The 25,926-nt window shown below is 58.5% G+C and carries 22 protein-coding genes; 9 read left to right on the forward strand and 13 right to left on the reverse strand.

Annotated features, from left to right (window positions below; translation table 11 throughout):
- Positions 1-99 precede the first annotated feature (99 nt).
- Positions 100-1,224, reverse strand: a complete 1,125-nt coding sequence (locus AB5Z05_RS13170; RefSeq protein ID WP_368151812.1) for an HD domain-containing phosphohydrolase — start codon at positions 1,222-1,224, stop codon at positions 100-102.
- A 292-nt stretch (positions 1,225-1,516) separates the two neighbouring features.
- Between AB5Z05_RS13170 and rimO the strand changes: the two genes are divergently transcribed.
- Positions 1,517-2,845: a 30S ribosomal protein S12 methylthiotransferase RimO gene (gene rimO, locus AB5Z05_RS13175; protein WP_005338111.1), complete on the forward strand. Its 1,329-nt coding sequence runs from the start codon at positions 1,517-1,519 to the stop codon at positions 2,843-2,845.
- A 78-nt stretch (positions 2,846-2,923) separates the two neighbouring features.
- On the opposite strand, the gene AB5Z05_RS13180 is transcribed toward rimO, so the two are convergent.
- Both AB5Z05_RS13180 and AB5Z05_RS13185 read right to left on the reverse strand, forming a co-directional pair.
- Positions 2,924-3,505, reverse strand: coding sequence for a DUF1349 domain-containing protein (locus AB5Z05_RS13180; RefSeq protein WP_368151814.1), 582 nt, complete (start codon positions 3,503-3,505; stop codon positions 2,924-2,926).
- Between the two features lie 224 nt (positions 3,506-3,729).
- Positions 3,730-4,107: a hypothetical protein gene (locus AB5Z05_RS13185; protein ID WP_033115842.1), complete on the reverse strand. Its 378-nt coding sequence runs from the start codon at positions 4,105-4,107 to the stop codon at positions 3,730-3,732.
- A gap of 521 nt (positions 4,108-4,628) precedes the next feature.
- Between AB5Z05_RS13185 and AB5Z05_RS13190 the strand changes: the two genes are divergently transcribed.
- Together AB5Z05_RS13190 and AB5Z05_RS13195 are read left to right on the forward strand one after the other, a co-directional pair.
- Positions 4,629-4,979: a DUF262 domain-containing protein gene (locus AB5Z05_RS13190; RefSeq protein ID WP_368151817.1), complete on the forward strand. Its 351-nt coding sequence runs from the start codon at positions 4,629-4,631 to the stop codon at positions 4,977-4,979.
- Positions 4,980-5,093: 114 nt separating this feature from the next.
- The gene (locus AB5Z05_RS13195; RefSeq protein ID WP_368151819.1) at positions 5,094-6,575 is read left to right on the forward strand and encodes a DUF1524 domain-containing protein; all 1,482 of its coding nucleotides are present in this window, start codon (positions 5,094-5,096) and stop codon (positions 6,573-6,575) included.
- 394 nt (positions 6,576-6,969) lie between these two features.
- On the opposite strand, the gene thrC is transcribed toward AB5Z05_RS13195, so the two are convergent.
- The 4 genes from thrC to AB5Z05_RS13215 form a co-directional block, all read right to left on the reverse strand.
- Positions 6,970-8,259 (reverse strand): threonine synthase, encoded by a 1,290-nt coding sequence (gene thrC / locus AB5Z05_RS13200; RefSeq protein ID WP_368151821.1) that lies wholly within the window; start codon positions 8,257-8,259, stop codon positions 6,970-6,972.
- Positions 8,256-9,251 (reverse strand): homoserine kinase, encoded by a 996-nt coding sequence (gene thrB / locus AB5Z05_RS13205; protein WP_031227825.1) that lies wholly within the window; start codon positions 9,249-9,251, stop codon positions 8,256-8,258. The genes thrC and thrB overlap by 4 nt, the downstream gene beginning before the upstream one ends.
- A gap of 2 nt (positions 9,252-9,253) precedes the next feature.
- A complete protein-coding gene (gene thrA / locus AB5Z05_RS13210) occupies positions 9,254-11,713 on the reverse strand; it encodes a bifunctional aspartate kinase/homoserine dehydrogenase I (protein WP_368151823.1) in 2,460 nt (819 codons plus the stop codon).
- Positions 11,714-11,963: 250 nt separating this feature from the next.
- The gene (locus AB5Z05_RS13215) at positions 11,964-12,671 is read right to left on the reverse strand and encodes a tRNA/rRNA methyltransferase (protein ID WP_368151825.1); all 708 of its coding nucleotides are present in this window, start codon (positions 12,669-12,671) and stop codon (positions 11,964-11,966) included.
- Between the two features lie 206 nt (positions 12,672-12,877).
- Between AB5Z05_RS13215 and aceK the strand changes: the two genes are divergently transcribed.
- Positions 12,878-14,605 carry a bifunctional isocitrate dehydrogenase kinase/phosphatase gene (gene aceK, locus AB5Z05_RS13220; protein ID WP_101531469.1) on the forward strand — a complete coding sequence of 576 codons (1,728 nt, stop codon included), beginning with the start codon at positions 12,878-12,880 and terminating at the stop codon, positions 14,603-14,605.
- Between the two features lie 78 nt (positions 14,606-14,683).
- Here aceK and tesB read toward each other — a convergent pair whose 3' ends face one another.
- Positions 14,684-15,550, reverse strand: coding sequence for an acyl-CoA thioesterase II (gene tesB, locus AB5Z05_RS13225; protein ID WP_005338122.1), 867 nt, complete (start codon positions 15,548-15,550; stop codon positions 14,684-14,686).
- A 190-nt stretch (positions 15,551-15,740) separates the two neighbouring features.
- Here tesB and AB5Z05_RS13230 point away from each other — a divergent pair, with 190 nt between their 5' ends.
- The gene (locus AB5Z05_RS13230; RefSeq protein ID WP_368151827.1) at positions 15,741-16,469 is read left to right on the forward strand and encodes a transporter substrate-binding domain-containing protein; all 729 of its coding nucleotides are present in this window, start codon (positions 15,741-15,743) and stop codon (positions 16,467-16,469) included.
- Positions 16,470-16,624: 155 nt separating this feature from the next.
- Here the strand turns inward: AB5Z05_RS13230 and rluB are convergent, their stop codons facing one another.
- The 5 genes from rluB to AB5Z05_RS13255 all read right to left on the reverse strand — a co-directional run bounded on the left by rluB (position 16,625) and on the right by AB5Z05_RS13255 (position 20,709).
- Positions 16,625-17,548 carry a 23S rRNA pseudouridine(2605) synthase RluB gene (rluB, locus tag AB5Z05_RS13235; RefSeq protein ID WP_005347347.1) on the reverse strand — a complete coding sequence of 308 codons (924 nt, stop codon included), beginning with the start codon at positions 17,546-17,548 and terminating at the stop codon, positions 16,625-16,627.
- A gap of 134 nt (positions 17,549-17,682) precedes the next feature.
- Positions 17,683-18,255, reverse strand: a complete 573-nt coding sequence (gene scpB, locus AB5Z05_RS13240) for an SMC-Scp complex subunit ScpB (RefSeq protein WP_005350230.1) — start codon at positions 18,253-18,255, stop codon at positions 17,683-17,685.
- Positions 18,239-19,108 carry a ScpA family protein gene (locus AB5Z05_RS13245; RefSeq protein ID WP_244776674.1) on the reverse strand — a complete coding sequence of 290 codons (870 nt, stop codon included), beginning with the start codon at positions 19,106-19,108 and terminating at the stop codon, positions 18,239-18,241. Before AB5Z05_RS13245 ends, scpB begins: the two co-directional genes overlap by 17 nt.
- Positions 19,101-19,721: an L-threonylcarbamoyladenylate synthase gene (locus AB5Z05_RS13250; protein WP_005338129.1), complete on the reverse strand. Its 621-nt coding sequence runs from the start codon at positions 19,719-19,721 to the stop codon at positions 19,101-19,103. The genes AB5Z05_RS13245 and AB5Z05_RS13250 overlap by 8 nt, the downstream gene beginning before the upstream one ends.
- Before the next feature lie 106 nt (positions 19,722-19,827).
- Complete coding sequence (locus AB5Z05_RS13255) at positions 19,828-20,709, reverse strand: PHP domain-containing protein (protein ID WP_005338130.1); 882 nt, start codon at positions 20,707-20,709, stop codon at positions 19,828-19,830.
- A gap of 436 nt (positions 20,710-21,145) precedes the next feature.
- Here AB5Z05_RS13255 and AB5Z05_RS13260 point away from each other — a divergent pair, with 436 nt between their 5' ends.
- The 4 genes from AB5Z05_RS13260 to trpCF are packed head-to-tail and all read left to right on the forward strand — an operon-like array spanning position 21,146 to position 25,907.
- Positions 21,146-22,780: an anthranilate synthase component 1 gene (locus tag AB5Z05_RS13260; protein WP_368151829.1), complete on the forward strand. Its 1,635-nt coding sequence runs from the start codon at positions 21,146-21,148 to the stop codon at positions 22,778-22,780.
- Positions 22,773-23,372, forward strand: coding sequence for an aminodeoxychorismate/anthranilate synthase component II (locus AB5Z05_RS13265; RefSeq protein WP_005359135.1), 600 nt, complete (start codon positions 22,773-22,775; stop codon positions 23,370-23,372). The genes AB5Z05_RS13260 and AB5Z05_RS13265 overlap by 8 nt, the downstream gene beginning before the upstream one ends.
- A gap of 10 nt (positions 23,373-23,382) precedes the next feature.
- Complete coding sequence (trpD, locus tag AB5Z05_RS13270) at positions 23,383-24,411, forward strand: anthranilate phosphoribosyltransferase (protein ID WP_159158454.1); 1,029 nt, start codon at positions 23,383-23,385, stop codon at positions 24,409-24,411.
- The gene (gene trpCF / locus AB5Z05_RS13275; protein ID WP_368151831.1) at positions 24,411-25,907 is read left to right on the forward strand and encodes a bifunctional indole-3-glycerol-phosphate synthase TrpC/phosphoribosylanthranilate isomerase TrpF; all 1,497 of its coding nucleotides are present in this window, start codon (positions 24,411-24,413) and stop codon (positions 25,905-25,907) included. Before trpD ends, trpCF begins: the two co-directional genes overlap by 1 nt.
- Positions 25,908-25,926: the final 19 nt, after the last annotated feature.

A 25,926-nucleotide genomic window follows, 5' to 3' on the forward strand; every position in this document is an offset into this window, starting at 1 on the left:
GCATAAAAGAGAGGGGGCACCTGCTGGTGCCCCCCTCTCTATATTTATTCCTCGTCATGTTTGATCCGCCGCATTGCCCCTTAAGCTCATCACACACGCTCAACCCGGCTCGGCGCCGCTGGCCGCCACGTTCTCAGAGCAGGCCGGATCCTGATACTGCTGATAGATGGCATAAAACTCGGCCTTGTTGTGCAGGGCCGCGGCGACACAGGCGGGATCAAACTGGCTGCCGGCATGCTCCTCCAGATAGGCAAACGCCGTCTCGAACGGCCATGCCTTCTTGTAGGGGCGCTCGCTGGTAAGGGCATCAAACACATCGGCCACCGTCACGATGCGCGCCGCCAGCGGGATCGCCTCCCCCGCCAGCCCCAGCGGATAGCCGGTGCCGTCAAAGCGTTCGTGATGGCTGGCGATGATATTGGTCAGCATATCGGTGTGATGAATGCCATCGAGACCAAACTCGTTGATCATCAGGCTGATCATCTCCCGCCCCTTGCCGGGGTGGATCTTCATGATCTCGAACTCTTCCGGCGTCAGCTTGCCCGGCTTGAGCAAAATGGCATCCGGCACCGCGATCTTGCCGATGTCGTGCAGCTCGGAGAAGAGGTAGATAAACTCCACCTCCTCATCGCTCAGCCCGCAAGTCGGGGCCAGTGTCTTGGCAATCAGCCGGGAGTAAGCCGACATCCGGTGCAGATGGTTGGCGGTCTCCTCATCCCGATAGCGGCTGAACTCCCGCGCCGTGGTCAGCGCGCCGCCAAGGGTCTGGATGGAGAAAAACTCCACCGCAATGATGGCCGAGAGCACCTGGGCATAGGCCGACAGCTCGCTGCGGATCGGCTCCTCGAAGTATCCCGGCTCCATGGCATCACAAAACAGAAAGCCAAACAGTTTGCTGTTGAACAGCAGCGGCTCGGTATAGCTGGAGGCATAACCCGCCTCCAGTACCTTGCGGCTGTGCTCCGACGCCGAGCCACGCAGGGCATCCAGATTGCCGAGCACCCGGGGCTGCTTGTGCTCCGCCAGATAACTCAGGGAGGGGACATCGCTCAGCTTCACCTCATACTGCACCAGCGGCGAAGGCCCCTCGGTGCTGTGGGCAAAGGTCTTGAGCTGATCGGTATGGGGATCGTAAATCGCGATGGCCACCCGACTCAGCTTGTCAAAGCGCTGCCTGAGCGTGGCATGTACGCTCTGCATTTTTTCGCCAAATGAACTTTCCATCGCCTTCTCCAACGGGACCCCGTGATGGAAGTATAGTGACTCCCTTTGACGCTCTCCCCGCCACAGCAGCAAAATTGACAGAAAAATCAACAAAGCAGCGTCCCCACAACAAGCCTGCATGGCAGAGGCAATAGCCCTACCAAGGGCGCGCCATCACCGGCTGCTCGTGCAGCCCAATCTTGCCTGGTCGGAGATATTGTTCGGTTCTGCCATGCTGGCTGTATAGTTTTTGGTTAACCATTCCGGTAAAATCCGCGCCCTTAAAGAAGAGCCACCTAAGAGTGATTGAGCGATGTCCAACACAAAACAGGCCCCCAAAGTAGGATTCGTCTCCTTGGGTTGCCCCAAAAACCTGGTCGATTCAGAACGCATCCTGACCCAGCTGCGTACCGAAGGGTACGATGTGGTGCCCAGCTATGACGATGCCGAGCTGGTCGTCGTCAACACCTGCGGCTTTATCGACAGCGCGGTGCAAGAGTCGCTGGAAGCGATCGGCGAAGCGCTGGCTGAGAACGGCAAGGTGATCGTCACCGGTTGCCTCGGCGCCAAAGAGAATCAGATCCGCGAGATCCACCCCAAGGTGCTCGAGATCACCGGCCCCCACGCCTATGAAGAGGTGCTGGGTCACGTCCACAAATATGTGGAGAAGCCGCAGCACAACCCCTTCACCAGTCTGGTTCCGGCACACGGTGTCAAGCTGACCCCGCGCCACTACGCCTATCTGAAGATTTCCGAGGGCTGCAACCACCGCTGCACCTTCTGCATCATCCCCTCCATGCGCGGGGATCTGGTGAGCCGACCCATCGGCGACGTGCTGGCGGAAGCCAAGCGCCTGAAAGAGGCGGGCGTGAAGGAGCTGCTGGTGATCTCCCAGGACACCTCCGCCTACGGCGTCGATGTGAAACACCGCACCGGTTTCTACGACGGCATGCCGGTCAAGACCAGCATGGTGGCCCTGTGCGAAGAGCTGGCCAAGCTCGACATCTGGGTACGTCTGCACTACGTCTACCCCTACCCGCACGTAGATGACGTCATCCCGCTGATGCGCGATGGCAAGGTACTGCCCTACCTCGACATCCCGCTGCAGCACGCCAGCCCGCGCATCCTGAAACTGATGAAGCGCCCGGGTACCGTCGAGCGCACCCTAGAGCGGATCCAGAAGTGGCGCGAGATCTGCCCGCAGATCACCCTGCGCTCCACCTTTATCGTCGGCTTCCCGGGCGAGACCGAGGAAGATTTCCAGATGCTGCTGGACTTTATCGATAAGGCAGAGCTGGATCGCGTCGGCTGCTTCAAATACAGCCCGGTCGAAGGGGCGCTGGCCAACGAGCTGCCGGATCCGGTACCGGAAGAGGTACAGGAAGAGCGCTTCCAACGTTTTATGGAGCTGCAACAGCAGGTCTCCATCCGCAAACTGGCTCGTAAAGTGGGTCAGGAGATGACCGTTATCATCGACGAAGTGGATGAAGAGGGTGCCACTGGCCGATCCTTCGCCGATGCACCGGAGATCGATGGTCTGGTCTACCTCAACGGCGAAACCGGCCTCAAGCCGGGGGACATGGTCAAGGTACGGATCGACGAATCCGACGAATATGACCTGTGGGCCAGCCTGATCAGCTAATTGAGGCTCTACCAGCCAATAAAAAAGCGCCTGCGGGCGCTTTTTTATTGGCTCAATATCGCAGGCAAAACCGCTGGCCTAGCTCAAATCATGGAGCGCCTTGCCAAGAGGCGGCGTGAGGCGCAGGTCAGAGAAGCGCACCGCCAGCCCCTGCCGCTCCGGCGTGCAGCACATCACCCCGATAAAACAGCGCTCGCTTGGCGGGAACGGGGCGAGGCGCAGCAGCGGCCACACCTTGCCATCGGTGGAGTATTGCAGGCGCAGACAATCGGCCAGCCGGGTCAGCCGCAGCCAGAAGCGGCGCGGATTGCCGGGGAAAATACCGGTGGCCCAGTCAGAGCGCGGATTGGTCAGCACGCTGCCGATCATCGGCTGGGCATCGTTGTACTCGATCCCCGCTTTCAGCCAGTGCGCCTCGTCTTGCAGCAGCATCAGCCCCGCCTGATCGTAGAGGGTGGTGAACTCCCCCTCGACGCAGATCTGAAAGGTAAACTCCCCCGCCACCTCGCAGCCATAAAGATGCCCGCTGTGGCGCTCGAAGCCATACCAGGTGCTGCGCCAAAAATCGGTCTGCTGATCCGTTACCACCTGCAAACCATCGTTGGTCTGGTGCCACTCGGCAGGCTCATTGAGCCAGCGCCATTGCGTCCCTTCCATCATCCTGCTTTGCTCCCTTATCGCGCGTAATCCCGCAAAAATGGGGCTCGCCAACGCCTCGTCCGGTAACGGCAGGTCATGGCTGCGCCTCTGCGGAACCAAAAAAGGAGTCAATAGTGTCGCTATTGCCGCCCCGATACAAGGCTTGTGCGTTGCACCATCAGTGCGCCCCAAAAAGCACGGGGGGCCTGATGGCCCCCCGCAAACACACCGGATGAGAAAATGCCTTACTTGGCGGCGCTATCCTTCACGCATTTCTGGACAAAGCTGTTCTTGGCCGCGCCAGCCAGCTTCTTGTCGGCCGCCGCCTTCTCGCACTTGGCCGCCGGATCCACCGCCGCGCCCGTCTTCACGCACTTCTGGATAAAGCTGTTCTTGGCCGCACCGGCCAACTTCTTGTCGGCGGCCGCCTTCTCGCACTCGCCGGTCGCGGCGCCAGCGGCATCTTTCACACACTTGCCGACAAAGCTGGTCTTGGCGGCGCCGTTAAGCTTTTTGGCCGCGGCCTGCGCCTCGCACTGCAACTGGGCTGTGTCGTTGGCAAAGACCGGATTGGCCAGCAGCACGCTGCCGCAGAGCAGGCCGAACAGAATGGTACGCTTCATGGGAGATCTCCTCTCTATCTGGTGATGTGTTTGCATGGTCATATTTGCATGACGATGTGTTGCCAATGGCTGTGATTGCAACAGCTGATTGTTGTCGCAGATCCCCCGCCTCGCCAGCTTGGGCCACGGAGCAGAGGGCAACCATCGCCCGCACTATAGCGCCGATTGGCTAAGCGGGATTGTCCCCGGCCAACCCTTCCTCAGCGGCAAGCCAGCCCCCAACTTTCCCACCACATCCGCCAACCCCAATAAAATCAAGGGCCATGGGAATCCCGCTATCTGTCTCTGTCATTTTTTGAGCTGGCGCATAAAATACAGATTTTCTCGATAGTTACGTCAAATTTTGACTGGTTTATAGACATAGCGGAAGCATATGATGGGTCATTCGGCACTTATAGCATATCTTGGCACCACACTGCTGGCCGATGGAACATCTTAGAAACTGCAATTCAAGTACTGTAGATTTGTAATCTAAGCCAAATTCAAATATTTCTTCTTTCAAGTAAATTTGAGAATTATCAATGGAAAATAATTTACAATCCATTTCAAAAATCTTTACCGAACGCTTGCTTAGAATACCTGATTATCAGCGAGGTTATGCGTGGGGAACCAAGGAGGTTCTTGACTACTGGTCAGATCTTGCCCAAGTTGAACAGAATAAAAGCCATTATGTCGGAGTACTAACATTAGAAGATGTTCCAAGTGATACTGTAGACAAATGGAGTGAAGACCATTGGGTAATAAAAAAAAGGGGCTATTCCCCCTTTTATGTTGTTGATGGCCAACAACGTTTAACAACAACTATAGTCCTGATTCAATCTATCATTGAGGTATATCAAGAAAAGCAGCCCGATGAAGCAGATATTCTTTAGAATTTTACTCCAATTAAAGAAATAAAAGACAAATTTATTTTTATATCAAAAGATAAGGGAGCCACCAGGTCATATATTTTTGGATATGAAAAAGATAACCCTAGCTATGAATTTTTGAAAACCCGTATATTTTTAGAGAAATCTGCTAATCATGGACCAATAGAAGAAACAATTTACACTTCAAACTTAGAAAATGCTAAAAACATATTTTTAGATAAACTCAGAGAACTAGACTGCGAAACCATTGAAAATGTGTATAGTAAGGTTACTCAACATTTCTTATTTAACATATACTCTTTAGATAAAGAAATTGATACCTACGTTGCTTTTGAAACTATGAACAATAGAGGAAAGCCATTATCTCACTTAGAACTACTGAAAAACAGACTTATTTATCTTACGACCAAGTTAAAAGAGGAGCAATATGAAAAAGATGATTTACGTCACTCTATAAATGAATGTTGGAAATCTATTTATCATTATCTTGGAAAAAGTAAAGATAACCCTTTAGATGACGATGAATTTTTATATAGCCATTTTACATTATATTTTGACAATCAGATTGACTCGTTTGACTTTAATTACCGCTCACCACGTCAACTCCGAAAGGAATATAAGACTCTATTGTTAGATGATATATTTTCCCAAAAGTCTTTAAGCGATGACAGCGATGTTCAGATTAACATTGATTATATAAATAAATATGTTTCAAACTTAAAGGACTCGGTAGAGCACTGGTATGACATTTTTAACCCATCAGACAATAAACTTGGCTGTGACGTATCAAAAACATTAAATAAAATACACAAAATAAGACGTTGGGTTGATGCAGCTCCTCTTATCTTATCCGTATTTAGAATCACAAGTTCTAGTGATGAAAGGTTACGATTTTTACAGGTTTTGGAAAGAGGGCTATATATAGAAAACTACATATATAGTCGATATAGTTTATTTACAAAGAGCGACTTTGTAAAACTAGCGAAAGATATAAACCTGCATAAAACAACACCTGAAAATCTGATATCATCAATTACAACAAAGGTTGATGAGTCTCTCAAGCAGCAACGTCAGATTTGGACTAAAGAGTTTTCAAAAAGCTCCGATTTTTATAACTGGATGGGTATACGTTACACCCTGTATGAATATGAAATGAGTCTTTTGAAAAAATATAAATCAGACAGAACAAAGTTAACATGGACAGATGAAAGTGCTACCGAACCATGGACTGAATATGTTTCTGTGGAACACATTTATCCACAACACCCTAAACACGCCTATTGGATAGACAGATTTAATCATCTGTCGGCACCTATCAGAAAAAAATTGCGGCATTGTATAGGTAATTTGGTACCATTATCAAAATCAAAAAATTCATCATTATCCAATAAACCTTTCCACCATAAAGCAAGTGAAGGTTATGCATTTGGTTGTTACTCCGAGAATGAGGTTGCTAAATGTGATGACTGGACCCCAGCACAGATAATAGAGAGAACTATAACTTTAGTTAAATTTATGGACCAGAGATGGAAGCTAGGAATAGGTAACTCAACAGATGCCTACTTAGAATTTGCTGGTTTGAAGGATATCTCAATCTAAGCCCCCATGCCTTAAGCCCCCTCGCATTGCGGAGGGGCTATAAAAACAAGAGTTAAATATATTTACACATATAATGTATGTAGTCTAATCATCCCGGGCACTATTCCCCTCACCTATAAGAAAATGAAATTATTTTACTTTTGTTGTGATGTAAAGGCCACTCTACCTAAAAATATAAATGATGGGCTCAAATCCTCCTCCTACTTTTATATACCATTTTAGTTACCCCCCCCCTCCAACCAGCACGTTGGTTCAATTAGCGAGGCGTAATCGGACGCTCGCGATACAAATATTTCGTGATATTGCAAGTTGCCTTTAGATACCGACTTTCACCCACAAAAATCCCCCATTACTGGGGGATTTTTATTTCTATCGGTTATCTCAGCTCGGCGGCTTATCCCACCAAAAACGCCCTTAACCGGGCAAACTCCGCAGGCAAATTAACGGAGAGCAGCGGCAACTCGGCGTGTCTGGCCAGCGGGCCGGGTAGCGGTACATCGAGATTAAGGATCTCGTCCACCGACTCCTTGAACTTGGCGGGATGGGCGGTGCAGAGGAACACCCCGACTTCGTCCTCGGCCAACTGTTCCCCCAGCAGATCCCAGGCGATGGCGCCATGGGGTTCGCACAGGTAATCCAGCTGGTGCAGCCGTTTCAGCGCATCACGGGTCTGGGCGTCGTCACGCATGCCTGACCCCAGAGTCTCCAGCGCCCAGCCTTTGCGGCGGCAGAGCTCTTCTACCCGTGGCCAGTTGTTGGGGCGGCTGACATCCATGGCGTTCGACAGGGTTGCCACTGTCTGGTGCGGCTCCCACTGACCGGTTTTCAGATAGCGCGGCACGGTGTCGTTGGCGTTGGTGGCGGCGATAAAGCGCTTCACCGGCAGCCCCAGCGCCTTGGCGATAAGGCCTGCGGTGAGGTTGCCAAAGTTGCCGGACGGCACGCTGATCACCGCCTTGGCGCGGTCGGCTTTCGGCAGCTGGGCCACCGCTTCGAAGTAGTAGCAAACCTGCGCCAGCAGACGGCTGATATTGATGGAGTTGGCGGAGTTGAGGCCAATGGCCTTTTTCAGCGCCTCGTCGTCAAAGGCCTGTTTTACCAGCGCCTGACAGGCATCGAAGTCGCCATCGATGGCGATGGTGCGGATATTGCCGCCGAGGGTGCAGAAGAGCTTCTCCTGCAAGGGGCTGATCTTGCCCTTGGGATAGAGGATAACCACTTCAATCCCCTCCAGCCCGTAGAAGGCGTGGGCCACGGCGGCGCCGGTGTCGCCGGAGGTGGCGGTGAGAATGGTGATCTTGTCATTCTTTTCGGCAGACACGGTTCTAAAGGCCGCGAGACACTGGGCCATAAAGCGGCCGCCGAAATCCTTGAATGCCAGGGTCGGGCCGTGGAACAGCTCAAGGGCATAGGTGCCATCCTTGAGTTTCACCAGCGGAGCCGGGAAGGTGAAGGCTGCGTTGACAAGCTCGCTGACCTTGGCAGCGGGCACCTCGTCCCCCAGCAGGTGGCTCAGGATGCGGGCAGATCGTTCAGCCAGCGGCAGATCGAGCAGGGCATCCACATCGGCGAGCGGTTCGAGTTGTTCGGGGAAGAAGAGCCCCTGTTCGCGACCCAAGCCCTGACGCACCGCCTGCGCGAAGCTCACCTGTTCGCTGTTGTCCTTGATGTTGTAGAGATTCATAGCTCGCTTCCTGTTACCCGTGCCCCGGCCATGTCCAATTTGCAGACCCGGGCAAATCCATCTTCGTTCTGCACAAAATGTGCTTCCATCCAATCCTTCATCCGCTCGGCCTGCGCCAGATCCTTCATCACCACAAATACGGTGGGGCCTGAGCCGGAGATGCCGGTAGCCAGCGCCCCGTTCTGGGCCGCCTGCGCCCGCACCTCGGCAAAGCCTTCAATCAGCGCCGCGCGGTAGGGCTCGGCAATCACGTCTTTCAAGACGCTCGCCGCCAGCCCCTCCTGCCCGGTGTAGCTGGCGTGAACAAAGGCAGCCAGGCGGCGGCCATAGGTGAGGCAATCCTGACGGCGATATTGGGCCGGCAAAATGGCGCGAGCGGCAGCGGTCGAAACCACGGTCCCCGGGTAGCAGACTACCCAGTACCACTGATCGAACACCGGAATGCCCTGACTGATAACGCCGTGCTCTTCCAGCACCAGCTGCATGCCGCCGAGATAACAGGGGGCCACGTTGTCGTAGTGAACGGAGCCGGAGATCTTGCCCTCCATCTCCCCCATCAGCAGCAGCATGTCGTGCTCGTTGAGCGGCTCGCCGTGGAAGGCGTTGAGCCCCTCAAGGGCCGCCACCACGCTGCAGGCGCTCGACCCCAGACCAGAACCCACCGGCAAGTTCTTTTCCAGCACCATTTCGAGGGGCTTGAGTTTCAGGCCCCGCTTCTCCAGCGCCTCGCCATAGGCGACCCAGCAGTCATGGAGAATATTCTTTTTCGGATCGTCCGGCAGCTTGTGGGCGTAGCGGCCCACGGATGAGAGCGCAAAAGGCACGTCAGCCGCTTTTACCTGCACCCGATCGCCGAGCAAAGAGCCATCCACGGGGGCGAGCGCCGCCCCCAGTACATCGAATCCCACGCTCAGGTTGGCGCTGGAGGCGGGCGCATAGGCGACTACGCTGCCACCTTCAGTCATATAAGAGGGGTACATGTCTGAACTCATGCTTATAGCTCCTGCTTCCAGTTCTGGGTGCGCAGCACGTCGGCAAAGACGCCCGCCGCAGTCACTTCGGTACCGGCGCCATAGCCGCGCAGCACCAGCGGGATCGGCTGGTAGTAGGTTGAGAAGAAGGCGAGCGCGTTCTCCCCGTCTTTGACCTTGAACAGCGGCTCGTCGCCACCGACCGCCTTGATGGCGACCTTGCACTTGCCACCTTCAATGGAGCCTACATAGCGCAGCACCTTGCCTTCACGCTGGGCCGCGGCGAACTGCTCGCGGAACCAGCCGTCAGCTTCAGGCAGGCGGGCCATAAAGGCTTCCACGTCGCCGCTCACATCAAAGCCGGGCGGCAGCGCCTGCTCGACTTCGACATCGGAGAGCTCAAGCGCCATGCCGGCCTCACGAGCCAGAATGAGCAGCTTGCGCGCCACATCCATGCCGTTGAGATCGTCGCGGGGATCCGGCTCGGTAAAGCCGTTGCTGCGAGCGATTTGGGTCGCCTCGGAGAAGGCCATCCCCTCGTCCAGCTTGCCGAAGATAAAGGAGAGGGAGCCGGAGAGAATGCCGTCGAAGGCGCGCAGCTTGTCACCGGCCTTGATGAGGTTCTGCAGGTTCTCGATAACCGGCAGACCGGCGCCGACGTTGGTCTCGTACAGGAACTTGCGGCGAGTCTGGCGGGCGGTGCGGCGCAGCGCCTTGTAGTAATCGAGCGAGCCGGTGTTGGCCTTCTTGTTCGGAGTCACCACATGGAAACCGGCGGCGAGGAAGTCGGCATACTGGACGGCCACCGCCTCGGAGGAGGTGCAGTCGACGATCACCGGGTTGATGATGTGGCTATCTTCCACCAGCTTTTTCACCCCTTCCAGCGAGAAGCTGTCGCGGGCTTCCGCCAGCTGTTCGCGCCAGTTGGCGAGGTTCAGGCCATCCTTGTTGACCGCCATCTGGCGGCTGTTAGCGATGCCGACCACGCGAAGGCCAGTGCCCTGCTCGGCCAGTACCGGCTGCTGGCGGGCAATCTGATCCACCAGCGCGGCACCGACGCCGCCGACACCGACCACAAAGAGATCGATAAACTGCTGGCTGCCAAAGAAGTTCTGGTGACACGCCTTGATGGCTTCCGCCACCTTGCGATCCCGCACCACCGCCGAGATGGAGCGCTCGCTGGAGCCCTGCGCAATGGCGACGATATTGATGGAGGCTTGCGCCAGCGAGATGAAGAAGCGGGCCGCCATTCCCTTGCTGGTGCGCATGCCGTCACCGATGAGGGAGATGATCGCCAGATCGCTGATGATATCCAGCGGCTCCAGCAGCTGGTTTTTGAATTCCAGCTCGAACTCGCGCTCCAGCACCTTGCGAGTCTTCTCACTGTCGTAGCTGTGGATACAGAAGCTGACGCTGTACTCGGAAGATGACTGGGTGATCAGCACGATACTGACCCCGGCACGGGAGACGGCGGAGAAGATGCGACCGGCCATGCCGACCATCCCCTTCATGCCGGGGCCGGATACGTTGAACATGCACATGCCGGAGAGATCCGAGATGGCCTTCACTTTCAGGTCATCGTCGCCGCTCTCGGGGCCGATCAGGGTGCCCGGCCCTTGCGGGTTGAAGCTGTTCTTGATAAGGCAGGGAATATGGAACTGGGCCACCGGCGCGATGGTTTTCGGGTGCAACACCTTGGCGCCGAAGTAGGAGAGCTCCATCGCCTCCTTGTAGGAGAGAGTTTTCAGCAGATAGGCATCCGGCACCAGACGCGGGTCGCAGCTGTAGCAGCCCTCGACATCAGTCCAGATCTCGCAGCACTCGGCATCGACACAGGCAGCCAACACGGCGGCGGAGTAGTCGGAGCCGTTGCGACCCAGCAGCACGGTCTCGCCCTTGTCGCTGCCACCGGTAAAGCCCGGCATCAGGTAAAGACAGTCGCTACGCAGCCCCTTGGCGGCAAAACGCAGGCGGGAGGCTTCGATATCGACATGGGCTTCGAGGTAGCCGCCGTCGGTGACCAGCAGCTCTTCCGGTACGATCAGCTCCAGCTCCAGACCGCGCACCCGCAGCAGTTCGTGCATAAAGGCGATGGAGAGGTTCTCGCCACGGCTCAGAATGCGCGCCTGCACGTTGTCCGGGCAGAGGCCCAGCAGACGAATGCCTTGCATCAGGCGCTCCACCTGATCCAGCTCGGCGGTGAGGCGGGCCAGCAGCGCCTTGTTATCGAGCGCCGGATAGGCCGCCTTCAACCCGGCCAGCAGGCGGGAGAAGATGCCGTTGACTTCAAACAGGGTGGAACTGGCATCCATGCCGCGACTGGTCTGCTCCACCAGCGCCACCAGATGATTGGTCACCTTGGCAGGTGCAGAGAGCACCAGGGCTACCTGAGATTGGCCGTGGGTGTTGACCGCGATATCGGCCACCCGTAAAAAACGCTCTGCATCGGCCAGTGAAGACCCGCCAAATTTCAACACTCTCATCGCTTTCTCTCCCTGTAAATCTATGAAATTCAATCTAAAAACCAATCCAACAAAAAGGCCCGTACTGGGTGGGTACGGGCCTTTTTTGATTTCTGTGCTTGTTCGTCAGCGCATCAACCGGCCCCAGTGCCACCTGTGGTGGTACCGGTAATAATGGTGGTGGTGATGACGTTGGTGAATAACTGCATGACGAACACTCGTTGACGAAGCTGGCTTTTAGCAATACCGCGGCGGGCGATGGGCTGTCAACTTAAACCTCTTTGCCAAGTTTGCGCGCAAGGTCTTTGCAGAGCAGGTGGAGCATGTTCAAATCCCGCTGCGGCAGCATGGGCACCCGGTCCATCACCCATTGATGCAGTTTTTCATCCTGCAAAACTCCAAGTTCACCAAGCAATTCTGCTGTTTTGCTTTTCAGCACCCGAACCTGCCCGGCGTTATCAAAATTTTCTGCTACCGCAGCGGCGCCGTCGGCGTTCAGCTCATCCATCAGCTGACTCATCTCGTAGGCGTAGAGCATGATCGCCTGCCCCAGATTGAGGGAGGGGTAGCTCACCTTGAGGGGCAGATAGCTGATGAGGTCGACCTCGGCCAGCTGCTCGTTGGAGAGCCCCGACTCCTCGCAGCCAAAGACGATGGCGACCTTGTTGAGTGAAGGCTTGCTGCGGATCTGCTCGCGGATCTCCCCCGGCGTGAGGTAGTGCTGGTAACGACCGCGCTCACGGGCAGTGGTGGCGATCACCAGATCCATGTCAGCCAGCGCCTCGGGCAGGGTATCGAACGCCTCGGCCTGAGTCAGGATCTCCTGGGCGCCGTGGGCCACCCAGCTCGCCTCCTCCTCTTCGTGTACCCGGCTCGCCACCAGTCGCATGGCATCGAATCCCATGGTTTTCATAGCGCGGGCGGCGGCGCCGACGTTGGCGGGGCGGGCAGGTGCCACCAGGACAAAATAGAGCTTCATCGGGTTTCCTCACAGGCCGGACGGCCTCTCAAACAGACAGCAAACAGTCGCTAAACCATCAGCAAAACAGGGGCGCAATCTACCGTTTATCCCCGAAAATTGCCACTTGAACAGACGTTTGAATGTTGCGATAGTGGCCTGACGTGTGAACAAATTACACCCAATCCTTCGCGCTATCGGCCCGACAGATCACAAGGAAGAGAGAGATGCAGCAGCCATTGGAACAGGCCGTCGCCGAGACTATCCTGCAACGCTTCGAGTCGTTTTACAGCCGGTTTCTCGAGATAACCCAGGGCAGCAAGAGCCGCTTCGAGAACAGTGACTGGCTGGGGGTGCAGCTCGCCGGGCGCGAGCGTATTCGCCTCTATGACCACCATGTGGGGGCCACCGCCAGCTCTATCCGCCAGATGATGGGGGAGCACCACGCCACCCAGGAGCTGCTCAAGCGGGTCAAGAGCGCCTTCAGCGATCTGCTGCCCCGTTGTGACAACTTCGAGGTGGCGGAGTCCTTCTTCAACTCCGTTTATCGCCGGATCTTTCGCCATCGCAATATCCGCGACGAGAACCTCTATATCCACCCCTTTGTCAGCCGTGGCGAAAAACCCGATCTGAGCGCCCTGCTGCGCATCTATCGCACCGATCTCGCCCACTTGCCACAGACGTTGAGCCAGCTTTTGGGGGATTACAGCTTCACCCTCCCCTACGAGGACAAGCAGCGGGATATTGTCGACATCCACCGCCATCTTGCCGAGAACGGCCCGCAAATCCTCCATGATGAGCCCTTTGCCATCGAGCTATTGAAAGAGGTGTTCTACCGCAACAAGGGGGCCTATCTGGTAGGGCTGATCCGGGTAAAAGATCAGGTCTTCCCCTTTATCCTGCCCCTGCTCAGCACCGGCCACAGCATCTATGTGGACACGGTGATCTTCGAGCCGGATCTCGCCTCCATCGTGTTTGGCTTTGCCCGCGCCTACTTTATGGTCTATGCCCGCGAACCGGCGCTGTTTGTCGCCTTCCTGCGCCAGATCATGCCCCACAAGCCCGATTACGAGATCTACAACGCCATCGGCTGCCAGAAGCACGGCAAGACCGAGCTCTATCGCCACTACCGCCACCATCTGGCCCAGAGTCGGGATCAGTTCATCATCGCGCCGGGCATCAAGGGGATGGTGATGAGCGTGTTTACCCTTCCCTCCTACGATGTGGTGTTCAAGGTGATAAAAGACGAGTTCACTCCCCCGAAGGATGTGAGCCACGAGCAGGTGAAGGCAAAATACCGGCTGGTAAAACAGCACGACCGGGTTGGCCGGATGGCCGATACCCAGGAGTTCACCAACTTCGAGTTTCCGCTGGATCGCATCTCGCCGGAGCTCCTTGCCGAACTCAAGACGGTGGCGCCCTCGGCACTCACCATCAGCGACGACAAGCTGGTGATCAAGCACCTCTATACCGAGCGCAAGATGATCCCCCTCAACCTCTATCTGGACAAGGCGGACGAGCAGCAGACCCGCCTCGCGCTGGAGGAGTACGGCAACGCCATCAAGCAGCTGGCGGCGGCCAACATCTTCCCGGGGGACATGCTGTTCAAGAACTTCGGCGTCACCCGCCACGGCCGGGTGGTCTTCTACGACTACGACGAGATCTGCTACATGACGGAGTGCAACTTCCGCCAGATCCCGCCGCCCCGCTACCCCGAGGATGAGTGGAGCGCCGAGCCCTGGTATTCGGTGGCCCCCAACGACATCTTCCCCGAGGAGTTCGCCACCTTCCTGCTGCAAAAGCCGCAGGTGCGCGAGATCATGTTGCAGCTGCACAAGGAGATGTTCGACGCCAACTACTGGAAGATGCTTCAGAGCAACATCAAGGTGGGGGTGTTCGAGGATGTCTATCCCTACCGGCGCAAGAAGCGCTTCAAGTACCAGCGCGGCGGCTGATCCCGCTGGCCCAGCGCGAATGGCAGCAACGAAAACGGGGTGGCCCAAGCCACCCCGTTTTGCTATCCGCTTTGCGCCTTAACTGCCGCGACGGCGGATCACCCCCTCCTGCATGGTGCTCGCCACCAGCACTCCATCGCGGGTGAAGAACTGACCGCGTACCAGACCGCGACCGCTGCTGGCGCTCGGGCTGTCTACCACGTAGAGCAACCAGTCGTCGAAGCGGAAATCCCGGTGGAACCACATGGAGTGATCGATGGTGGCCACCTGCATATCCGGCTCCCAGTAGGACACCCCGTGGGGCTGCAGCGAGGTGAGCAGGAAGTTGAAGTCGGAGGCGTAGGCCAGCAGGTATTTGTGCACCCGCAGATCGTCCGGCATCTGACCGTTGGCCTTGAACCAGACGTGGCGCACCGGATCCTGCACCGTCGGCCGAATAGGATCGACCAGGGTCACCGGGCGCATCTCGATGGGCTGCTCGCAGAGGATCTTGTCCCGCAGGGAGGCCGGGATCAGGTTCTCGTAGGGGCGCACCAGCTCCAGCTCGCTCTTGAGCTCCTCCGGCGGGGTGATGCCGGTGGGCATCTGCGCCTGATGCTCGAAGCCATCGGCCGGCACCTGAAACGAGGCGTTGAGATAGAAGATGGGCTTGCCGCCCTGAATCGCCTTGACCCGGCGGGTGGAGACGGTCTGGCCGTCGCGGATATTCTCCACGTCATAGACGATGGGACGGGTCACATCCCCCGGACGCAGGAAGTAGGAGTGAAAACTGTGAACCTGACGGCCGGTCTCGACCGTCTGCTTGGCGGCTGACAAGGCCTGCCCCATTACCTGTCCGCCAAACACGGCCCGCAGACCGAGATCCTGGCTCTGGCCCCGAAACAGGCCCTCCTCGATTTTTTCCAGCGCCAGCAACGCCAGCAGCTCATCAAGTACCTTGCTCATCGTTCACTCCTCTATCAGAGCCGCACAGGCTAACAAGCTCACCGGAGCAGAGCAACCGCCACAACCCCTTCAGCCCACCAAAGGGAACGCCAGGGGCCATACACCGCGACCAGCAGCATTTATCGAGTCTGTTTTTTCCCTGCCGAAACCGCTACGCTGTCAGCAATCGATAGAGGTGAGATCACCCGCCATGCACATCCGTTATCCGGTCACGCCCTCTGCCACTTATCGCCCCCGCTCGTCCCTTCGCTTTCTTGCCACCCTGTTTGCTCTCTCGCTGCTCCCGGCCGCCACGGTGCAGAGCGCGGTAATTATCACCGGCGAATTGCCCCCCTACTCTTCAGCGACGCTGGCCAATGGCGGCGAGCTGGCAAGCAAGGTGCTCACCACTCTCAAAGCGGCAGGCCACCCGGATCTGAGGGTCTCCTACCAGCCCTGGCCGAGAGGACTTAAAAACATCGAGCTGGGCAACGCTATCGCCGCCTTCCCCTTTACCTGGACCAACGAGCGCAGCAACACCCTGCTGTTCAGTACCCCCATCGCCTTCGATATCCAGTCCTGGTACACCACGCCCGACAAGAAGGGACTGGAATCCCCGCCCTGGCAGCAGAAAACCGCCTGCGTGCCCAAGGGGTGGTTCTCCGATGCTATCGAGCGGGTAACCATCGAGCAGAAGCTGATCGTCAGAACCACCAACCGCCTCAACCAGTGTGTCGAACTGCTGAAAAAGGGCAAAGTCGATCTGGTGCCCATCAACGACACCTCGAAAAAGAACCTCTCGGAGGAGGACAACGCCGCCCTCTACCGCCTCTCGTTGTTTCGCCAGAACGTCACCTTCTATCTGGTCACCGCCCGCAATGAAGAGGGAGAGATGTTTATCCGCGACTTCAACAAAGAGTGGATGACACCGGCCAACTGAGGAGTGTGAGAGCAATCATTGCCATATGACCGGAGCCAGCCGGCAGCTGGAGGTCCCCCGCTAGAGATGAAAAGGCCCGCACCTGTTGGTGCGGGCCTTTGCTTGGCCGACTGTGCGCTATTTGACGGGCGCGCAGTTCGCAACGGGTTGTCGGCTTACTTGCTGCCGGTACCGGAGTTGCGGGTAGAGGCTTGCGGCTTGCGACGGGCGGTGGTGGCGCGAGCGCGCGGCTCTTTGCCCTGCATCTCTTTGTGACGCTGCACGGCGCGACGGATCTGGGCGGCCTGCTTGTGACGGCTGGTTTTGCCATCCTGCTGCAGATCGACCTTGGATTCGGTCTCCGGCGGCAGGTTGACCAGACCGCGCAGGTAGTTCACTTCCGGCAGTTTCAGCTCTTGCCAGCCGCCGCGCGGGATGCCGCGGTCCAGCTTGACGTCGCCGTAGCGGATACGCATCAGGCGGCTCACCTGCACTTCCTGGGATTCCCACAGGCGGCGCACTTCACGGTTGCGACCTTCAGTCAGGGTGACGTTGAACCACTGGTTCAGACCCTCACCGCCAGCCGGTTTGATCTTGTTGAACTTGGCGGTGCCATCTTCCAGCTGCACGCCCTTGCGCAGACGCTGCAGCATGGCTTCGGTGATTTCGCCAAAGACACGTACCGCGTATTCCCGCTCCACTTCGTGGCTCGGGTGCATCAGACGGTTGGCCAGCTCACCGTCGGTGGTGAACAGCAGCAGACCGGAGGTGTTGACGTCGAGGCGGCCGACCGCGATCCAGCGGGCACCTTCCATCTTGGGCAGACGATCAAACACGGTGGGACGACCTTCCGGATCGTGACGGGTACACATCTCCCCTTCCGGCTTGTGGTAAGCCAGTACGCGGCAGATCACTTCCTCTGCGGCACGGGTCTTGACCTGGTGACCATCCACCCGGATCACGGCGTTCACTTCGACGCGATCCCCCAGTGTGGCGACCTTGCCATCCACACTGACCCGACCTGCGGTGATCAGGGCCTCCATCTCACGACGGGAGCCGTGACCCGCGCGGGCCAACACTTTTTGCAGTTTTTCACTCATCGGGGTTACCTGATTGTTGATCGCTGCCCACAGGTAATAGGGGCAACGGGGTTAACTGTAACAAACGCCGTTTGGAGCACTCGCCACAGTTGAAAAATGTATATCTCGGTGAAATCGGCACGCTTGGGCGCCATTCACCGGGCATCGCTCTCCCCGTCCACCGCAGAGGGCAACAGGGGTTGCAGCTCCGGATCCAGCTCGGGGAGCTGCTCCAAACTCTGCAGATTAAAGTAATCCAGAAACTCTCTGGTGGTGGCGAGCAGTTCGGGGCGACCCGCCACCTCTTTGTGGCCGATGCTGCGCACCCAGCCACGCTCTTTCAGGGTATTCACTATCTGGCTCGACACCGCCACCCCGCGGATCGCTTCGATCTCGGCCCGAGTGATGGGTTGGCGATAGGCGATCAGGGTCAGCGTCTCCATCACGGCGCGGGAATAACGCGGAGCCCGCTCGCTCCAGAGCCGCGAGAGCTCCTCGGCATACTCCTGACGCGCCTGAAAGCGCCAGCCGGAGGCGACCTCTTTGAGCTCGACGCCTCGCGAGCTGTAATCTTGCCTGATCTCGGCCAACAGCAGCTGAACATAGCGACTGGTCACCGGATAATCGGCCAGCACGCTACTTTTCAGCTCGCTGACATTGAGCGGACGACCGGCCACAAACAGCGCCGCTTCGATCAGGGTCTTGAGTCGTTCAGTGGGCAGCGCCACGGTTGCCCTCCTCGCTCTGCTCGGCCAATGCAAAATGGATTGGGCCGAGCGGTTCTGCCTGCAGGATCCAGATCAGTTGCTCCTTGCACAGCTCCAGCAGGGCCAGAAACGTCACCAGTACTCCCATGCGCCCCTCTTCGGCGCGCAGCACCTGCTCAAGACGCAGGGTCTGCCCCAGCGTGAGCATGGCGAGGATCTCCGCCATGCGCACCCGGGTCGGGATCTGTTCGCGGCGGATCTGGTGATGTTCAAAATGAGTCGCGCGTTTTACCACACTTTGCATGTAAAGGGCGAGCTCAACCAGCGAAACATCGGGCGCCAGCGGCTTGAGAGCGCCAAAATCGGGGGGCAAGGCAGCGGCGATATAAATCTCCCGCTCCACCCGTGGCAGCTCATTGACCCTCTCTGCACCTACCTTGTAACGCTCGTACTCCTGCAGGCGGCGAATAAGGGTCACCCGCGGGTCTTCTCCCTCATCTTCATCCTCCAGCTCCGGTGCCTTGGGCAACAGCAGGCGGGATTTGATCTCCGCAAGCCAGGCCGCCATCAGCAAATATTCAGCCGCCAGCTCAAGGTTGAGCCCCTGCATCAGCTCCACGTACTCCATGTACTGGGCAGTGATCTGCAGGATTGGCAGGTTGAGGATATCGAGCTGCTGGCGCCTGATGAGATAGAGCAGCAGATCCAGCGGCCCCTCGAAGGTATCGAGGAACACCTCCAGCGCATCGGGCGGGATGAACAAGTCCTGGGGCAGCTCGTGATAGGGCTGCCCCAGGACTTTCGCGATGGGTAGCGCGGAGCCAGCCCCCGTCTCGGCGGAAGGGACTGTCACCGGTTCAGCAACATCACTCAAACGGGGTCGGATCTCCGGCGCCGCGACGACGCAATACCGGCTCGTCGTCAGAGAAATCGACCACTGTGGTGGGCTGCTCGCCCAGATAACCGCCGTTGACCACCAGATCGATCTGCTTGCCCAGCTTGTCGAAGATCTCTTCCGGGTCGAACTCGGCCATCTCGGAGTCCGGCAGGATCAATGTGGTAGAGAGCAGCGGCTCGCCGAGGGCTTCCAAGAGCGCCTGGGCAATCTTGTTGTCCGGCACCCGGATGCCGATGCTCTTCTTCTTCTCGTTCATCAGGCGGCGCGGCACCTCTTTGGTCGCCTTGAAGATGAAGGTGTAGGCGCCCGGGGTGTTGTTCTTGATCAGGCGAAACGCGCTGTTGTCGACCTTGGCGTAGGTGGAGATCTCGGAGAGATCGCGACACACCAGGGTGAAGTCGTGGTTGGCGTCGAGGCGACGGATGCGGCAGATGCGCTCCAGCGCGCCCTTGTCACCCATCTGGCAACCCAGCGCATAACCGGAGTCGGTCGGATAGACGATCACGCCGCCGTTCTGGATGATCTGTACCGCCTGACCGATCAGTCGGGCCTGGGGGTTTTCCGGATGTACGTAAAAATGCTGACTCATAGCTTGTTCTCGCAATGGGGGCAGCAATACCTGCCCGCTCGTATGGTCACGGGTCAAAGACCCATGACACTACCTTAACCTGTTTGTGACCACTTCGCTGGCGCCGTTAGCGGCTCGCCAGCAGCTCGGCATGCTGTTCGGTGGTGAGCCCGAAGTGACCGGGATAGGCCAACCAGACGGGCATCCCCTCTTTGGGCAGCCAGAGGTGGCGGCCCAGCTCGGTCCAGTTGGAGGGGAAGTGAAAATCCGATCCCACCGAGATATAGAGGTCGTGATCCTTGGCCCACTGGCCCAGATTGGCCCGCTCCTGCGGGCTCTGTTGGGGCAGCGACACCTCCATGGCATCGCCACCGGCCGCCTTGAAGGCCACCAGCAGCCGCTTGATCCACTTAGCGGTGAGATCGTAACGGCTGGGGTGTGCCAGCACCGCCAGCCCACCAGCGGCGTGAATGGCAGCGATGGCTTCGCTCATCTCGGGCCACTCGGCCGGGGCATACCCTTTATTGCCACGGCTCAGGTACTTTTTGAATACCTTCTGCATGTTGTCGGCCACCCCGCGTGCCACCAGCACCCGGGCAAAGTGGGCGCGGGTCACGGCAGCATCACCGGCGAGCTGTTTGGCCTCTTCATAGGTGCCGGGGATGAGGCACTTCTCCAGACGACGCCCGATTTCCAGCGCGCGCGCCTCACGGCGTGCCAGCTGACCGGCCAGAAAATCCAACAGCTGCGGATTTTTTTCATCCACCCCCAGCGCCACGATATGGATCTCATGGTGCTCCCAGCCGGTGGAGATCTCGACCCCGCTCACCAGTCGCAGCGGCAGTTGCTCAGCTTCTATGGTACGGCGTACTTCATCAAGCCCGGCAAGGGTGTCGTGGTCAGTAACTGCTAACACCTCGACCTGTTTTTCGGCGGCGCGGCGCACCAGTTCGGCTGGGCTCAGCACCCCGTCGGAGGCAGTGGTATGGCAGTGAAGATCGAATCTCATCAGGTTATTCCGCTCTCGTGGTCAGGTCACCATTCATGGCAAATCGGTGAAAGAAGGCTAAAAAGCGACTTGACTTGGCCGCGGCTTTATCGTTTTCTGTAGGCACTTCATTGCAAACATCTTTTTACAGGACTTTATCATGCAAACGACTTCCATCCTGACCATCTGGTGGTGGCACACTCCCTGACATGCGGGCGTGTGGTCGTTGCTGTACCTGTAATCTGACAGCAAATTAAGAACCCAAAGAAAAAGCCCGCTGACCCCAGCGGGCTTTTTTATTATCCGGCAAATGGACCTGTGATGAAACCGAGAATTCAGACAAGCAAGCTGACCTGGCGATGGCGCCCCTAAACCAGCCACCCCGGACCAATTAAATTTCTAAGGAATTCAACGTCATGAACATCGGTAACACGCATCACACGCAAGGGAACGCACTATGACAGCCACACATCGCCTTCCTCTGGGTGAATTCGATACCCTCAAACTCAACGCCCCCTATGTGGCCGACCCGCTGGCACTCTATACCCGCCTCTGTCAGGGCCGCCCCAACAACCTGCTGCTGGAATCGGTGGAGATCGACTCCAAGGCAGGCAAACAGAGCCTGCTGCTGGTGGATGCCTGCCTGCGCATCGAGTGCCGTGGTCGCACCGTGCGGGTACGCAGCCTGAACGACAACGGCGCCCAGTTGCAGAGCCTGCTGGCCGAGCGGCTGCCTGCGGTGGTGGCCCGCTCGCTGGTAGATGGCGAGCTGCAGCTCGACTTCCCGGCCTCCGATCGGGAGCTGGACGAAGATTCCCGCCTCAAGGGGAGCAGCGTGCTGGACGTGCTGCGCACCCTGCAGCGGGAGCTCGATTGCCAATTGGGTAAAGAAGCTCTCTTTATGGCGGGCAGCTTCGCCTATGACCTGATCGCCTCTTTTGAAGATCTGCCCGAAGTGCCACAGGGGAGCAACGACTGCCCCGACTACTGCTTCTATGTGGCCGAAACCCTGATCACCATCGACCATATCGAACGCACCACTCAACTGCTGGCCTGCATCTTTGGCGGCGACAGCGACGAAAGCCAGGTTGAAGACAGATACACCCGCCTGACCGAGCGACTCACCGACTTCAAACAGATTTGCCAGCAACCCCTCTGCGCCGAGCTGACCACCAAGCCCCTGACCGGTGGCATGAGCGTGGACAAGAGCGACAAGCAGTTCTGCGCCGAGGTGGAGAAGCTCAAGGGCTTTATACGCCGTGGCGACATCTTTCAGGTGGTGCCGTCCCGCTGCTTCTCCCTGCCCTGCCCAAGCCCCCTGGCCGCCTATCGCCGCCTCAAACAGACCAACCCCAGCCCCTACATGTTCTACGTGCAGGATGAGGGCTTCACCCTGTTTGGCGCCTCGCCGGAGAGCGCGGTGAAATTCTGCGCCGCCAGCCGCGATGTGGAGATGTACCCCATCGCCGGTACCCGCCGCCGCGGCTTCAACCCGGATGGCAGCATCAACCGGGATCTCGATGGCCGTATCGAGCTGGAGCTGCGTCAGGATGAGAAAGAGGTGGCCGAGCACCTGATGCTGGTGGATCTGGGCCGCAACGACATCGCCCGCATCTCCGAACCCGGCACCCGCTACGTCAAGGAGCTGCTGAAAGTGGATCGCTACAGCCACGTGATGCACCTGGTCTCCAAGGTGGTCGGCACCTTGCGCTCTGACCTTGACGCCCTGCACGCCTATCAGGCCTGCATGAACATGGGCACCCTCACCGGCGCCCCCAAGATCCGCGCCAGCGAGCTTATTCGCATGGTGGAAGGCAAGCGCCGCGGCAGCTACGGCGGCGCGGTTGGCTACATCAACGGCGCAGGCGAGATGGATACCTGCATCGTCATCCGCTCCGCTTTCGTGAAAGATGGCGTGGCCCACGTACAGGCCGGTGCAGGGGTGGTCTATGACTCCAAGCCCCAGGCCGAAGCGGACGAAACCCGCGCCAAGGCGGCCGCCGTACTGGCCGCCATCGCAGCCAGCCATGGCACCTCCCTGCAAGCCCTGAGCGCCCAGCAGGAGCAACATAAGGACGTGAGCCATGACTAATATCTTCCTGCTCGACAACTTCGATTCATTTACCTACAACCTCGTCGATCAGTTCCGCTCCCTCGGTTATCCGGTGCGGATCTACCGCAACAGCCTGCCGGCGAGCCGCATCATGAGCGAGATCGCCGCCTGCGAAGGGGACGCCGTGCTGGTGCTCTCGCCGGGCCCGGGTGCCCCCCACGAAGCGGGTTGCCTGATTGATCTGATCAAACTGGCCCGCGGTCAGGTGCCCATCCTGGGCATCTGTCTCGGCCATCAGGCTCTGTGCGAAGCCTACGGCGGCACCGTCGGCGCGGCAGGCGAAATTGTCCACGGCAAGCGCTCCCTGATTGAGCACAACGGCCACGGTGCCTTCGCTGGTCTGCCGAGCCCGCTGCCGGTGGCCCGCTACCACTCGCTGGTCGCCACCTATGTACCGGAAGAGCTGACGGTGATTGCCCACTATCAGGGCATGCCCATGGCCATCGAGCAGCAGGATGAGCGGGTGCTGGGCTTCCAGTTCCATCCCGAATCCATCATGACCTCGGAAGGGGCCCGTCTGCTGACCCAGGCGCTCGCCCATATCACCCGTCCAGAAAGCAGTGTGCGGTAAGGAGACCAACATGCATCAACATCTCAACACCCTCTATCAGGGTCAGTCTCTGAGCCGTGAAAGTACCCGCGACGCCTTCGGTCAGGTGGTACGTGGCGAAGTGGATCCCATCGTGCTCGCAAGTCTCTTGACCGCCCTCAAGATCAAGGGGGAGACCCCGGAGGAGATCGCCGGCGCCGCCGAGGCCCTCTTGGCAGAAGCGCGCGACTTCCCGCGTCCGGATTACGAGTTCTGCGACATCGTCGGCACCGGTGGCGATGGCCTCAACACCATCAACGTCTCCACCACTTCGGCGCTGGTCGCCGCCGCCTGCGGCCTGAAAGTGGCCAAGCACGGCAACCGCTCGGTCTCAAGCAAGTCTGGCTCAAGCGATCTGCTGGACAAAATGGGCATCAAGCTCGACATGAGCCCGGCGCAGGCGCGCCGCTGCCTCGATGAGCTCGGCATCTGCTTCCTGTTCGCCCCCCAGTATCACGCCGGGGTGCGCCACGCCATGCCGGTGCGTCAGGCCCTCAAGACCCGCACCCTGTTCAACGTGCTGGGGCCGCTCATCAACCCCGCTCGCCCCACCTATCAGCTGATGGGGGTCTATGCCCCCGAGCTGGTGCGCCCCATCGCAGAAACCCTGCTGGCACTGGGGCTGAAAACCGGTATGGTGGTTCACGGCGCCGGGCTCGACGAGATTGCCATTCACGGCCCGACCCAGGTGGCCCAGATCCGTGATGGCGAGATCCGCGAGTTTCTGCTCACCCCGGCTGACTTTGGCCTCGAGACCTATCCGGTCAGCGCCATTCAGGGTGGGGAGCCTGAAGAGAACCGCGCCATCACCGCCGCCATTCTGGAAGGGCGTGGCACCCCGGCCCACAACGCCGCCATTGCCGCCAATGTGGCGCCGCTGCTGCTGATGGCGGGCAAGGCGACCGATCTCAAGAGCGCGGCGGCAGAGGTGCTGGCGGTGCTGGCGAGCGGCAAGGCAGCGGAGCTCGCCGCCCGGCTCGCCACTTTAAGCCATCAGGAAGCGGGCCATCAGGAGGCATGATGTCAGCCACCACATTGCACAGCAGTCATTCAGAACGCCCACAGGGCAAGAGCCAGTTTCGCAAGGATAACGAGATGTCAGACCTTATTGCCCCCCATGCTTTTCTGAACATGGCCTCCATCAGCCAGACCATTCTCGGCAAGATCGTGGCGGCCAAGCAGGAGTGGGTCGCCGCCCGCAAGCTGGCCCAACCGCTGGAGAGCTTCCAGAGCGCACTGACCCCAAGCGATCGGGATTTCGTCGGTGCGCTCAAGGCGGGCTCCACCCGCTTTATTCTGGAGTGCAAGAAGGCCTCCCCCTCCAAGGGGTTGATCCGCGACGATTTCAGCCCGGAGGCCATCGCCGACATCTATGGCAAATACGCCACCGCCATCTCGGTGCTGACCGACGAGAAGTTCTTTCAGGGGGATTTCACCTTTTTGCCGCGGGTGCGCAGCCGCGTCAGCCAGCCGGTACTCTGCAAGGATTTCATGATTGACCCCTATCAGGTCTATCTGGCCCGTCACTATCAGGCGGACGCCATCCTCTTGATGCTCTCGGTGCTCACCGACGAGGGCTATCGCGCCCTGTTTGCGGTGGCCAAAGAGTTGGGTCTGGGCGTGCTCACCGAGGTAAGCAACGAGGAGGAGCTGACCCGCGCCATCGCGCTGGGTGCGCCGGTCATTGGCATCAACAACCGGGATCTGCGGGATTTGAGCGTGGATCTGAACCGCACCAAACAGCTGGCTAAAGATATTCCAAGTGATCGGGTGGTGATCAGCGAGTCCGGCATCAACCATCGCGCCCAGGTGGCGGATCTGCGCCACTATGCCAAGGGCTTTCTGGTGGGCTCATCCCTGATGGCCGAGCCGGATCTGGAAGCTGCGGTGCGCAAGCTGGTACTGGGCCAGAACAAGGTGTGCGGCCTGACCCGCGCCGAGGATGCCGCCGCTGCCCATCAGGCGGGTGCGGTATTCGGGGGTCTTATCTTTGTGGCGAAAAGCCCGCGCTATGTGGACATCCCCGCCGCCCGCGCCGTGATGGCGGGTGCGCCGCTCTCTTACGTTGGGGTATTTCGCAACGCCCAGCCCGCCACCATTGCCAAGACAGTGGATGCGCTGGGGCTCGCCGCGGTACAGCTGCACGGGGATGAGGATGCTGCCTATATCGAGGAACTGCGGCCGCTGCTGCCCGCTGACTGCCAGATCTGGAAAGCAATTGGCATCACAAGCGGCGAGCCCCTGCCCGCCCTCGACTACCCGGCCGATCGCCTGCTGCTGGATACGAAAGTAGGCAGTCAGAGCGGTGGCACCGGTCAGGCGTTCGACTGGGCCCTGTTGGCAGATCTCGATAAAGCCAAACTGATGCTGGCGGGCGGCCTTAATCCCGACAACGCCCTGCAAGCGGCACAAGTGGGCTGCCTCGGCCTTGATTTCAACTCCGGGGTGGAGAGTGCCCCGGGTCAGAAGGATACGCACAAGATAGCAGCCGCCTTCGGCGCACTGCGCAACCTGTAACGCAACCCTTTTTGATGTT

The organism is Aeromonas sp. R2-4 (assembly GCF_040908365.1).
Taxonomy (GTDB): domain Bacteria; phylum Pseudomonadota; class Gammaproteobacteria; order Enterobacterales; family Aeromonadaceae; genus Aeromonas; species Aeromonas veronii.